This is a genomic window from Spirosoma sp. 48-14 (assembly GCF_001898575.1).
Taxonomy (GTDB): domain Bacteria; phylum Bacteroidota; class Bacteroidia; order Cytophagales; family Spirosomataceae; genus Spirosoma.
Map to the genome: position 1 here is coordinate 238947 of NZ_MKUD01000070.1, position 14948 is coordinate 253894.

At 50.8% G+C, this 14948-nt stretch carries 1 protein-coding gene and 1 pseudogene; both read left to right on the top strand.

The window, feature by feature from the left end; genetic code table 11:
• A pseudogene (locus BGO59_RS30280) lies at positions 1-1762 on the top strand (hypothetical protein); the annotation flags it as partial.
• 1106 nt (positions 1763-2868) lie between these two features.
• Positions 2869-14823 carry an SdrD B-like domain-containing protein gene (locus BGO59_RS30285; protein ID WP_293690458.1) on the top strand — a complete coding sequence of 3985 codons (11955 nt, stop codon included), beginning with the start codon at positions 2869-2871 and terminating at the stop codon, positions 14821-14823.
• The last annotated feature ends 125 nt before the right edge of the window (positions 14824-14948 follow it).

Sequence of the window (14948 nt, forward strand, 5' to 3'; positions counted from 1 at the left end):
TTATCACGCTACGCAACCTATACCCGCCAATGAATCGACGATTTACTTCCTGAGCGATGCCAACGGTATCCGTAATTTATATAGGTTACAGACTGAAAGTGGCTCTGTGTCGCCCTTAACGGCTTTTCCACAAAGTATCCGTCTGTATGATCTGATTCCATCGAATGGTGGGTTTGTATATAGCAGCCTGAAAAATGGTCGCGAGTTTATAGGGTTTCGTTCGCAAATCAGTCTGACCCAATCGGTGGCATCGACGCCTACCCAACGAAGTGCCTCAATTGCCCGAACAATGGGAGCCCGGCCTGGACAACCTAAAGCTGATACGACTGCTCGGTCAAAATCTACTGTAACAGACTCTAGTAAAGTAGCTCAGGGACAGACAAATACTCCGCAGTCGAATACAGGGTCGAAACTAGCTTTGGAACCAGGCGAAGTCGATACCGATAATTATCAGTTTGATCCTGAGGTCCTGAAAGCTGCTGAGTATCGCCAGCGTCGCTCAATAACAGGTTCAACACCTAGTATAACTACTACCTTACCACGTAACCGACGCCGGGAAAATATCACGATTCGTGGACCCTTTGAGTATAAAGGCACGTTTGGTATTAATGAAGCACCATCGAGCTGGCGTATCGACCCTATCAAGGGGTTTGGATACGCACAGGATGTAACGCTGACGGACTTGCTGGAGAACCATGTACTACGGGCTGGTGGTTTTATTAGTTTGACTAACACACTGCGCAACAGTGAGTTATTTGCTGAATATACCAATCTGACCCACCGGATCGACTATGGTGCCCGGATTGATCGGCAAACCCTGTTTGTTGATGGAGCTGGGTTGTTACAGAAGTATCGGTATAATCGCTTTGCGGTATCGGCTTCCTACCCAATCTCGGTAAATAGCCGGTTTACGGTATCACCGTTCTACGCCCTGACCCGACTAATTGATCTATCATCGTTTTCTGAGCCAGACCATGTGTCCGATTATGCCGGGTTGCGAGGAGAGTTTGTTTTCGACAATTCGAAAGTAAACGGCATGAACATGGTTGAAGGCACGCGCATGAAACTCCGGTATGAAGAGTATGCAGGACTGCGTTCGTCTTCGGAGGGTTTCCGTCGGCTGTCGTTTGACTTAAGACACTATCAGAAAATACATCGGGATCTGATTCTGGCAGCTCGGTTTGCATTTAGCCAGTCGGGGGGGGCGTCTCCGAAGAAAGCGACACTTGGTGGTATGGAAAACTGGATTGGGCCTAATCCGAAGGAGCCGGTTTCGTCGAACCCCCTGTTGATTCCGAATACAGAGCGAAACGTTATCCAGTCCGATTATCGGGATGTATTCTTTTTAGATTTTGCCGCTCCATTGCGCGGGTTCCGTCAGGGTAAACTTACGGGGAACAGCTATATGCTGTTTAATGCTGAGCTTCGGCTTCCGTTGGTTCGGTATTTATACCGGGGTAATATAACGTCTAATTTTTTGCGTAATCTTCAATTGGTCGCATTCTCGGATATAGGAACTGCCTGGACGGGTAGTGGGCCATTTAGCCAGCAAAATAGTTTGAATACCGAGATTGTTGGCGGGGGCTCTGTACCATTCAGGGCTATTGTCACAAACTTCAAAAACCCATTCCTGATTGGATACGGGGCTGGCGTAAGGACAATGATTTTTGGCTACTTTGTGAAGTTTGACTATGCCTGGGGCCTGGAAGACAAGACGGTAGGCAAACCAATTGCGTATCTCTCACTTGGATATGATTTTTAACAGCTGAATAGGTACGTTACCCAATACAAAAAGCCACGCTAGCGTGGCTTTTTGTATTGGGTAGGCTAGGATACATTGCATTTAATAAATAAATGGTGTTGAATATGTAGTTTAGGCACATAGTTTGATATGTAATAAATGCGGTATACCGATAACTTAAGTATTTGTTTTGAGCAATAGCTGTATTTTTTGATAGCCTAAATCGTAATTGTTGGTAACAATTCGATGCACACAAATAAATAAAGAAAGTGCATAAGTATACAATAGAGTTGGCATAGTTTTCGCTAAGCCCTTTCGGCCCCACCGTATCCTACAGTCGTAGAATAAAAGGTTTTCATGCAAACCGCTTAATCATAGCTATTTCGTGAAAAGTCTCTAAAAGTTGAGTTTTTGGCGATTATTGATTCGATGGGCCAAAACGAAACTGTTGTTTGGCATAGTTTTAGTTAATTTTTAAGAAGCTATTGAGTCTACTAACTCCGGTTGATTGACCGTGATTTATTTCCGTATGGCTGTTCAGAATTATTCTGATCTGCCTGGATCGTATCAGACTCACTGAGATCATTCCAAATTAAGTCCAAATGGAAGAAATGTCTACGCTACACACAGAACATACCGGTCGCTTTGTCCCTACGGTTAATGGTAGGCAACTACCCAAGCGATACCATTCCGCCAGTGATCCTTATCGAAAGATAGGGTTGATTGGAACATTGATTACCTATATCTGGCAATGGTATGACCAGGCCATGCAGGTCTTCCAAATGCCCTTGTTTTCACAAGGGAAAACGAGTGATTCAGCCTTAGTTGATTTTGCATTCAATCAAACAAAAAGTAGGCGTGGGTTTAGTGGATTCGACCGAGAACCGCCTAATATCATTGATTCTGGACCACCCGGCTATGGTATCCACACTAGTTCAAACGCTTTTTATTTTCCTGTACGCCGACCAATGAATGAGCAATCTCTACTTAACAAATCACCTCATAAACCGATGGATTTACCTGTTCCAGATAGAACATCGGCAGCTATGAGACGGATTCCTCCGCGATGGAATAGCTATCTACAACGGCTTTCCTCGTTTGTTGGCTATGCCCATCATAGTGCATCAATGCTTCAGGCATTGTCAGTTCTGGCCTTTTTACTGCTCGGAGTGGCGGCTTTGCCAGCTCAGGCTCAGACTCAAAAGATTAACCTGAGTCTTCACAAATCAATAAGTAGTCAGTCGCCAGCTATTGGTGATGTGGTTACGTATACCGTTGTAGTCACTAACGCATCTGGTTTCACTACCGCAACCAATGTGTCTGTTAAAGATGATCTGCCTGCGGGTGGAGTTTCATTTATACCGGGGTCGGCTACGGTCACGCACGGTACAGGCACATTTACCCCTACAGGCTCACTAACTGCCACAACGGGTACCTGGTCGATTCCGTCAATTGCTTCCGGCGATTCGGCGGTTTTGGTGTTGAAAGCTACCGTACTGGAACGGGGTGTCTGGTTTAATACGGCTGAAGTAACAGGGGCCGATCAAACGGATTTAAACTCGATCCCCGGTAACCAAAGCCTGGCTGAAGATGATTATGATGCCGTTTGTTTTTCGGTACCTATATTATGGTACGTTGGCGATGAATATACGGTAACCATACCATCTGGCTATGATCAAATTGTATGGTACCGAGATGATGTACCTATTAGTTCAAGTGCTGTATCTACCTCGCTGGCCGAGGTTAACAGTGATTCGTCCCTGACTATCAAAAGTCCAGGTACCTATCGCTTTGTTACCTACAGAAATGGCTGTCCTTCATCGAACTGCTGTAACATACAAGTCAATCAGGGTCCTTATGGAAGTCTGGGCGACTATGTATGGCTTGACGCCAATCAAGATGGTAAACAGGATAATTCCGAGTCGGGTATCAATGGTGTAAAGGTTTATCTGTACGACAATACAGGTACCGTAAAACTAGATTCGACCATTACCTCTGGTGGTGGTAAATACCTGTTTGATAGTCTTACCGACGGAAGTTACATTGTTCGATTTATTGCGCCTTCGGGTTACCAATCTACATCCGTTAATGCGGCTGGTGTTACTGACGATCTGGACAGTGATGCCGGGCTCAACGGATTTACAGGCATTTACACAATTGATACCAGTCAGCCAGAATCTAGTACGGCCCGGAATAACCCGACAGTGGATGCTGGGTTCTACATTCCAAGTGCAGGTCTAGGTGACTTTGTGTGGAACGACATTAATAAGAACGGTATCCAGGATGATGGTGAACCAGCTATTGCCGGGGTAACCGTCATACTGTATACCAGCGGTGTAGCCTCGGCTACCACAGTGACTGATGCCTCTGGTTTGTATAGCTTCACGGGCTTGACACCGGGCAATAGCCTAAGTTATTCGGTCGGCTTCACGGCACCATCAGGCTTCACGGCTACCCTACCTTACAGTGGCACCGATCGTACGAAGGATTCGAATGCGGATCTGATCACGGGTCGGACCGAATCAGTCACGCTGGCACCGGGTGAGTTCAACCCGACGCTGGACGCTGGGTTCTACATCCCGAGCGCAGGTCTGGGTGACTTTGTGTGGAACGACATTAATAAGAACGGTATCCAGGATGATGGCGAACCGCCAATTCAGGGTGTAACGGCTGTCCTCTATATTAATGGCGTTGCTTCGGCCACCACGGTGACTAATGCCTCTGGCTTGTACAGCTTCACGGGCTTGACACCAGGCAACAGCACCAGTTATGTGGTTGGCTTCACGACACCATCAGGCTTCACGGCTACCCTGCCTTACAGTGGCACCGACCGCACCAAGGATTCGAACGCGGACCTGATCACAGGTCGGACCGAGTCAGTGACGCTGGCACCGGGTGAGTTCAACCCGACGCTGGACGCTGGGTTCTACATCCCGAGCGCAGGTCTGGGTGACTTTGTGTGGAACGACATTAATAAGAACGGTATCCAGGATGATGGCGAACCGCCAATTCAGGGTGTAACGGCTGTCCTCTATATTAATGGCGTTGCTTCGGCCACCACGGTGACTAATGCCTCTGGCTTGTACAGCTTCACGGGCTTGACACCAGGCAACAGCACCAGTTATGTGGTTGGCTTCACGACACCATCAGGCTTCACGGCTACCCTGCCTTACAGTGGCACCGACCGCACCAAGGATTCGAACGCGGACCTGATCACAGGTCGGACCGAGTCAGTGACGCTGGCACCGGGTGAGTTCAACCCGACGCTGGACGCTGGGTTCTACATTCCAAGTGCAGGTCTGGGTGACTTTGTGTGGAACGACATCAATAAGAACGGTATTCAGGACGATGGCGAGCCAGCTATTGCCGGGGTAACCGTCACCCTGTATACCAGCGGTGTTGCTTCGGCAACGACGGTAACTAATGCCTCTGGCTTGTACAGCTTCACGGGCTTGACACCGGGCAACAGCACTAGTTATGTGGTGGGCTTCACGACACCATCAGGCTTCACGGCTACCCTGCCTTACAGTGGCACTGACCGCACCAAGGATTCAAACGCGGATCTGATCACGGGTCGGACCGAATCAGTGACGCTGGCACCGGGAGAGTTCAACCCGACGCTGGATGCTGGGTTCTACATTCCAAGTGCAGGTCTGGGCGACTTTGTCTGGGTTGATTTGAATAAGGATGGTATTCAGGATGGAAACGAACCGGGTCTTCAGGGCGTAACCGTTACGCTATATGTTAATGGCGTCTCTACGGGTACGACAGTAACCAATTCGTCGGGCTTCTATAGCTTCACAGGACTGACTCCAGGAAGTAGCCTAAGCTACTCGGTTGGCTTCACGGTTCCAACGGGTTATACGGCAACGATTCCGCTAAGTGGTTCGGATAAGGCACTCGATAGCGATGCTGATCTGATTACAGGTTTAACGGCATCGGTCACACTGGCACCAGGTGAGTTCAATCCGACCCTCGACGCTGGTTACATACCACCAGCACAAGAGGTAGTGAAAGCAAGCTTGGGTGATTATGTCTGGAACGACATTAATAAAGATGGTATTCAGAACGATAACGAACCCGGTATTCCTGGCGTAGTCGTTACGCTCTATACAAACGGTGTAGTTTCTGCGACGACAGTAACCAACGCGTCGGGCATATACAGCTTCACGGGCTTAACACCAGGCAATAGCCTAAGTTATTCGGTAGGCTTTACAACGCCATCGGGTTATACGGCAACCCTTGCTCAGCAGGGTGGCAATGATGCGAAAGACAGCGATGCTGATCTGATCACAGGCAAGACACGTTCTGTAACACTGGCCCCAGGTGAAAGCAACCTGAATCTGGATGCTGGCTTCTATGTGCCAAGTGCTGGATTAGGCGACTTTGTCTGGAATGATATCAATCATAATGGTATTCAGGACGATGGCGAGCCGGGTATTCAGGGTGTGACGGTTATACTTTACACAAATGGTGTAGCCTCGGCCACTACGGTGACCAATTCGTCGGGCTTCTATAGCTTCACGGGCTTAACACCGGGCAGCAGCACCAGCTATGTAGTGGGCTTCACAGCACCATCGGGCTATACGGCTTCGGTACCCTACAGTGGCACCGATCGTACGAAGGATTCGAACGCGGACCTGATCACAGGCCGGACCGAGTCAGTGACGCTGGCACCGGGTGAGTTTAATTCAACCCTGGATGCAGGCTTCTATATCCCAAGTGCTGGGTTGGGCGACTTTGTCTGGAATGATACCAACAAGAATGGCATTCAGGACGAAGGCGAACCGGGTATTGCCGGGGTAACCGTCATACTGTATACCAACGGTGTTGCTTCGGCAACGACGGTAACTAATGCCTCTGGCTTCTATAGCTTCACCGGCTTAACACCAGGTAGCAGCACTAGTTATGCAGTAGGCTTCACAGCTCCTTCGGGCTATACGGCAACCTTGGCTCAACAGGGTGGCAATGATGCGAAGGACAGTGATGCGGATGCCATCACGGGCAAAACGCGGTCAGTAACACTGGCACCAGGCGAATTTAATGGTAACCTCGATGCTGGTTACTACACCTGCCCAGTCAACTTCAGTCTGATCGCTTCGAACGATCTGTCGATCTGTAATGGTGATGTTGCTTCATTGACGGCTACTTCGTCGGTGACAAATGCTCAGATACGGTGGTACCTGACGCCTTACGATGGCGTGGCCTTCGCTACAACCTCGAATGGAGCGTCGCTGACCGTGAACCCAACAACGACGACGGTTTACTATGCTGAAGCCTTCACTACAGATGGTTGCGTAAGTGCTCGTAAGCCAGTGGTTGTTCAGGTGACAACGGTGCCAGTGCCGATTTGCCTGGGTGTTATGAAAAATACCTGCCCTCAATCGACGGTTGATCTGACACAGGTTCATGTTGAGAACCACACGAATGGTCTCACTTATGAATGGTACACCAGTCTCGAACGGTCGGCTGAGACACGAGTAACGAACCTTACGGCTGTAGGCGCAGGTAAATACTATCTATTTGCCAAGCAGAATAACTGCTACAGCAGCCCGACGGTGTTGAATGTTGAAATCGTTGATTGTAGCTGTCAGAACCCAGCAAGCGTAACGGCAGTTGCCCTGGCTTCGGTTTGTGAAGGTGACCCAATCTCGCTGAGAGCGATCCTTGGTGGTTCAGCAACCAGCGTAACCTGGTCGGCAACAACAATTGGTGGTTCATTCAGTGCACCCGGCAGCCTGACAACGACCTACACGCCGTCGCCTGCCGATGTCGCTGCTGGTAATGTCCTGCTAACGGTTACGACAAATGATCCAGATGGTGTGGGTACCTGTGCCCCAGCCACGTATGCTGTACTGGTGAAAATCAACAAACGGCCTGATGCTCCGCTGGGTGTAGCCTGCGATGACACGCTCGTTTGCCAGGGCAGTAGCACTAAGTTGGTTGGTTTCGCACCGAACGGTAAAATAAATTGGTATGACCAGAATGGAACGCTGATCGGAACGACTGTAAGCGGAGGTAAACTGACGGTGACACCTGCCAAAGCGGGCGATGCAGTCTACTATGCGGAAGCCGTAAGCTCGGAAGGTTGCGTAAGCAGCACACGTTCGTCGCTGACGATTACAGTAGGTCAGTGCCTGGCCGATCTGGCAGTAGTGAAAGATGTGGTGACGGCTGGTCCGTTCTCGGTAGGTCAGAAAATTACCTACTCGATCACAGCCTCTAACAATGGGCCGATTACGGGTACCGATGTAAAAGTAACCGATCTGTTACCTGCAACATTGACCTACGTGAGTTCGACACCAGTCAACCAGTATAACCCTGCAACGGGTATCTGGACCATTGGTTCGCTGACTCCGGGCTCGAGCCGAGAACTGTTGATTGAAGCAACAATCAATGCAGGTGGTTCATTGAAAAATACGGCCATCATCAGTGGCTCGAACAACGATCCAAACCATGCGCTGAACGATACATCGAGAACGGTAACGCCAATTATCGATTGCAACGTGGCACCGCCAACGCTTATCTGTGCTATCAACCAGATCTGCAAAGGCAGTACGACAACGCTCAGTGCGAAAGGTTGCGAAAACGGTACGGTCAAATGGTCGAACGGAAGCACAGGTGTTACAATCTTTGCGGCTCCAACGGTTACGACTACCTATACAGCTAGCTGCGTAATTGGCCAGTGTGTAAGTCAGGCGTCGGCACCAGTCACGGTCACCGTGGTTGAGCCTCAGACACCAGTAATTGTCGCTAGTGCCGAAAACGTTTGCCCAGGTACATCGGTAACGCTGACTGCATCGGGTTGTCAGGGTGGTATCATCGAATGGTCGGATAAAGCACAGACAGGTAACTCGATTGTTGTAACGCCTTACAGCAAAACGACTTACACGGCACAGTGCCGTCAGGGTAGCTGCCTAAGCAACCCGGCTGTTATCACGATCAACATGAACGCCGAGCAGCCACAGCCAACGATTGTATGCAGCACGTCGGTTGTATGTCCGGGTGAAACGGTAACCTTAACGGTTGAGAACTGTATCGGTACACCGCACTGGAACAGCACAACGGCTACTACATCGAGCATCGTTGTAACGCCAGCACTGGGTAGCAATACCTACTGGGTATACTGCCAGAGCGGTAGCTGCACCAGCAAGTCGTCGCCAACATACACGATTCAGGTGGTGGCTCCAGTAATCCCAACGATTACGGCCAGTGCCGATACGGTCTGTGCAGGTGGTGCGATCACACTGACGGCTGCTGACTGCAACGGTACAGTACTGTGGTCGAATGGGGATACGGGTGCTAGCATTACCGTACATCCAACGGCTAACATCAGCTACTACGCACAGTGTAAATACCGCACTTGCCTGAGCAATCCTTCAAATACGGTATCGGTGGCTGTAGTTAACCCACAAGCGCCAATCGTACGGATCAGCAGCACGAGTGTTTGCAGTGGCGAACCTGTTTCGCTGACAGCCATAGGTTGCACAGGTACAGTGGTTTGGCACGGCGTGGATAAAACAGGATCGGTCATCACGATCTATCCGACCGAGAGCAAGTCGTACTACGCAACCTGTAAGATTGGTTCCTGCGAGAGCAGTGCTTCTAACTCGGTTCGTATATCGGTGAATACCTCGCCAGCACCTGCACCAACGATTGTAGCATCGACAACCGCAATCTGTAGTGGTGGGTTAGTATCGCTGACGGCTACGGGCTGCAACGGAACGGTGAAATGGTCGGATGGCCAGACAGGCGCTGTTGTGTCCGTGTCGGTGACTCCGTCGAACCACGAGTTCTACGCACTGTGTATACCAGCAAGCGGCTCTGCCTGCGGTTCTGGCAAGTCGAATGTGGTAAACGTTCAGGTAACCCCAACACCGACACCGTCGATTGTTCGTTGCCTGTGTAGTGCCGATACGATCTGCCCAGGTGAAGAGGTGAAACTCTCGGTGAAAAACTGCCAGGGTACACCACACTGGAGCACAGGTGAAACAACAACGAGCATTATCGTTTCGCCAACCGTTACTACGGGCTATACGGTATACTGTCAGGATGGCGTGTGTCAGAGCACCACGACCCAACCTTACACGATTACGGTAATTCCAGTAACAGCACCGACCATCGTCGCATCGACAACGAGTGTAACACCGGGTGGTTCGGTAACCCTGACCGCTTCGGGCTGCACAGGTACGGTGATCTGGTCGGCCAACGATGTGAATGGCAATAACAAAGGCACGTCGATTGTCGTGATACCCAACGGTACACAGACCTACTACGCACAGTGTCAGTACCATGCATGTCTGAGCGATCCATCGAACCCCGTCATCATCAATCCTGGCGATTGCGTGGTTAAAGCGGGAAGCCTGACGCCTGTGAATGACAAGGTTTGTGCCAGCACCAGTACAACGGCTGTAGTTGCAGCCACTACAAATGGTGGTCTGATACAACCAACGGGCTACTCAGTAGTCTATCTGTTGGCCAAAGACGGTGTTGTTCAGCAAACAGGAGCTGCACCACAGTTTACGGTAGAGGCTTCGAATGCCCACTACACGATCCATACATTGGTATACAACGCAAACTCGGGTGATGCAAGCTACCTCGATCTGTCGCAGGTGAAACAGAATCTCTCGACCATTGCCGACGTACAACAATTGATTGGTAGCAAGTGTGCCAGCCTGGATGCAACGGGTGCTGCTATAAAAGTATGCGTCATCGATGCGCCAACGCTATCGGCTACTTCGCTCACCGTATGCTCGGGTGGACCCGTTTCGATCACCGCAACGGGTTGTGAAAATGGTACCGTGAAATGGTCAGACGGCAAAGAAGGCGCTGTGTATACGACAAGTGTCTATGCTGAAACCTGGCTGACGGCTATCTGTGAAGTTGATCATTGTGCCAGCAAGCCATCGGCAACGGTACACATCAGCTTAGGTACACCACCTATCCCGATCATTGTGAGCAACAAGTCGGCCCTATGTGTGGGTGAAACCGTATCGCTGACGGCTACAGGTTGCCCAGATGGTAACTACCAGTGGTCCGACGCACAGCAAACGACGGGCTCGATCCTGACTGTAACCCCAACCCAGGATGTTACCTTCCGCGTGAAGTGTAAAGTGGGTAGCTGTGAAGGTGAGTGGTCGGCAGCAACGACGATCCAGGTAGGTAAGCCATCGGCACCAACGATCTCGATACTGGGTGGTGGCAGCAATGCTACGGTCTGCTTCGGCGCTTCGGTAACGCTGGTCGCTCAGGGTTGTTCGCCAGATAGCTACGTAACCTGGTCCAATAATCAGGTAGGTAATACACTGGTTGTTTCGCCTGCTAGCTCGACAACGTTCTCGGCACAATGCTGCAACTCGACCTACTGTAAGAGTGATGCGTCGAACACAGTGGGTGTGAATGTACTGCCAAAAGTACCAGTACCAACCGTTTCGGATCTGACCAATACCTGTCCGATTACTACGGCTGATCTGTCGAAAGGCGTAACCAGTAACCCAGCCACAACAGGTGGTGTGTTCGAATACTATACGGATGCTACGTTGAGTACCAAAGTCGCTGATCCAGCGCACGTAGGTACGGGCGTCTACTATGTGATTGAGAAAACGACGAACGGTTGCGTAAGTCTGCCGGTAGCGATTCATGTGCAGGTGACTACCTGTAGTGAGCCAACGCCTTGTGATGGTGTGAATCCGGCAACGGCCAGTGCTGGCGCCGATGCGAGTGTGTGTGCAGCGAAAACCTATCAACTGAGTGGAACCATGGGCGGTTCAGGTAAAACCGCCCACTGGACCACCAGTGGTACAGGTACCTTCGATAACCCCTATGCATTGAACGCCGTTTATACAGCTAGTGCTGCTGATTTGCAGACGGGCAAAGTAACGCTGACGTTGACTGTAACACCTACGAATCCGAATTGCCCAGTGGCAACGGACGCTATGGATTTGACGATCAATGGTGTTAAGGACGTACCTGTTGTAACGGTAGTCGGTGCTCAGAATCTGTGCTATGGCGACTCGGTAACCCTGAAAGCCCCTGCGGGTTATACAGGCTACAAATGGAGCAATGGTGCTACGAGTGAGACGATCATTGTGAAGCATAGCGGAACCTACAGTGTGCAACTGGTCGATGGTTCGGGTTGTAGCTCGGTAAGTTCAGAGCCTGTTAAGGTGAATGTCGCTGAGCCGGTACTTCCCCCGCTGGTACACAACCTGCGTAACGAGTGTCCATCGAAAATTGTGGATCTGACCAAGGCTCTGTCGACAACAACAGCTGGCAGCACCTATACGTATCGGATCTGCGAATGCTCGACCTCGAATATTGTGATCCGTCCGGATTCAGTTTGTGAGGGAACCTATTGGGTAGTTGAACGGACCGCGCAGGGATGTGTCAGCAAACCATCAAAAGTGGTCGTGAAAGTCTTCAACTGTGCCGCAGATACGTTGAATACGGATGTGAGCATTGCCAAACTGGCAAGTACAGCATTTGTACAGAACGGTGCTCCTGTAACCTATACCATCACGGTTAGCAACGCAGGCCCACACACGGCTTACAATGTAGATGTGCGCGATGTACTGCCTAAAGGGCTGGAACTAATACCGACCCCAAGTAGCAGCTTCACGGTCTCCAACGGTGTTGTAACGAAACACATCGATAGCCTGAAAACAGGAGCTTCTACGCAGATCGTGTTTAACGCTCGTCTGACCGTGAAAAATCAGGAGGTTGTCAATACGGCCGAGATTGTTTATCTCGACAATAAGGAAACCAACCTGGCTAACAACAAATCGAGCGTAACGGTGAAAGATACCTCGGCCCACAAAGCCAGCGTAATCGGTCTGGCGAAGTCGGTGCTGGGTAAACCGCAGGCGATTGGTGATTCTCTTGTGAAGGTGGCCTACAAATTTGTAGTGACCAACTTCGGTGAGGATACCCTGCGCAGTGTTCAGGTAAATGATGATCTGGCCTACGCTTTCCGTCCGAATACGGTATCGGCTAGTGTAACGCTATCGGATGCGGCTTCAACGCTGAAGGTTAATTCACAATTTACCGGAAGCGGTAGCCATACAAACCTGCTGGATTCTGCCAGCTACATCCTGCCGGGTAAATCGCAGATTATGGTACTGGACGTTACGGTGAAACGCGTAGCGGGCGACACGACGAAAGCGTTCTACAACCTGGCTGGCTCATCGGCCACCAGCAGTAAGGGAACCGTGACGGATATGTCGACCGATGGCGGTGTGGCTGACCCAGATAACGATGGCGATCCAACCAACAACGCGGTGGTCACCAGCTTCACGCTGGGAACTGGCCAGCCACAGGGACCAAGCATCGGTCTGGCCCTGGCTGTTGTTAAAGTTGAGCAGCAACCCGATAGTTCGTACAACGTGACCTACAAGGCAACGATTAAGAACTTCGGAGATGTCGAACTGAAAGGCTTGAGCCTGACCGATAGCCTGAACAAGGTATTTATCTCGCCAGCGTCGTATAGCGTAGTTGGTGGCCCCGTAGTGGGAGCAGGTAGCACCTTGGTTGCTAACACAGGTTTCGACGGTTCGTCGCAGTCCGATCTGCTGACTAATGCCAGCAAACTGGCCGCTGGTGCTCAGGATACGGTAGTGTTTGTGGTGAATGTGAAAACCAATGGTAACAACGGTCCATTCTACTCCAGTGCTACAGTAAGCGGTACGACACCAGATTCGTCGCAGACCGTGAAGGATATTTCCAACAATGGATTCGATCCGGCACCGCAGGGCTCTGCTTTAACCACGGTTCGCTTCGATCTGCCCAAGGGCTTACTTGGGGTAGCCAAAGAGGTGGGTACACCAACGCTGGTACAGAATGGGGTATACGACATTCCATATACCATCACGCTGACCAACATGGGAACCGAGCCGCTGAAGAATGTACAGGTAGAGGATAACCTCTCGACAGCTTTCGGTAAAGGAGCACTGATTGTGAGCAACCGGATTCATGTGGCCAGCACAGGAACTGTAACGGTCGACACGCTGTACACAGGCCAGGGCTTGATTACCAAGATGCTGGTCGATACCGCTAGTACGTTGGCAGTGGGTGCCAAAGCAACGCTGACCTTCACGGTACGGGTCGATGTGTCGGGTGTTAATCCAGACTCGCTGACCTTCTACAACACAGCGCTGGCATCGGCTAAAACGCCGTCTGATGAGCTGGTGGATGATGCATCGACTGCCGGTACGAACAATGACCCAGACAATGACCTGGATCCTCGTAACAACAGCCAGCCAACACCAATTGTGCTGAACGGTCGTGCTACGGATTCGCACATTGGTCTGGCCATGGCCGTAGCCGATACGGTTCGTCAGTCGGATGGTAGCTACAACGTCACCTATCAGATCGTGGTGAAAGCCTACGGACCTGATCCATTGACAAATGTGACGATCTCTGATACGCTCTCGAAGGTGTTCAACACCCAGACAGGATCAATCTTCAGCCTGGTGAAAGCGCCGTTCATCACCTCGACGGGTAGTGCCCTCAAGCTCAACCCGAACTACAACGGGGTGTCGGATCCGGTCATCGTGCTGGGCGACAGCACCAGTTCGCTGGCGGTGGGTAAAGTCGATACAATTCGGATGGTGATCAACGTCATCGCCGATGGCTCGACCACAACCTTCCTGAACACGGCTTATGCGACAGCTCAGTCGAAGACAGGTACGGTAAGCGATATATCGACGAGTGGGTTGAATCCTGACCTCAACGGCAATGGCGATCCGACTGATCCGAATGAGCGCGAAGCTACTCCGCTGACTTTGCTGCCGACTTATCAGGAGATTTTCATCCCGCAAGGCTTCTCTCCAAACGGCGATGGAATTAATGATCTGTTCGTGATCCGGGGCGCCAATGGACTGACGGTTAGCCTGGAAGTTTACAATCGCTGGGGTAATCTGGTCTACAAAAACGAGGATTACAAAAACGATTGGGATGGCAAGCCGAACACGGGTATCGTGCTCAGCTCGGCCGACTCCAACGGGGTGCCTGATGGCACTTACTACTACGTAGTGAATCTGAGCGATGGCCGCAAGTTTGTTCGATACATGACTATTAACCGCTAATTCGGATGGCAAACCAGTTTGCAACTAAACTATGGGCCGCGGGAGTTGTGCTGCTGATGCTGGGCATCAGCAGCCGCCCCGTGCGGGCTCAGCAGGACAAGATGTTCTCTCAGTACATGTTCAAC

Coding starts and splice junctions, on each gene's coding strand:
- BGO59_RS30285 (WP_293690458.1), top strand. CDS start 2,869: ATGCTTCAGGCATTGTCAGTTCTGGCCTTTTTACTGCTCGGAGTGGCG.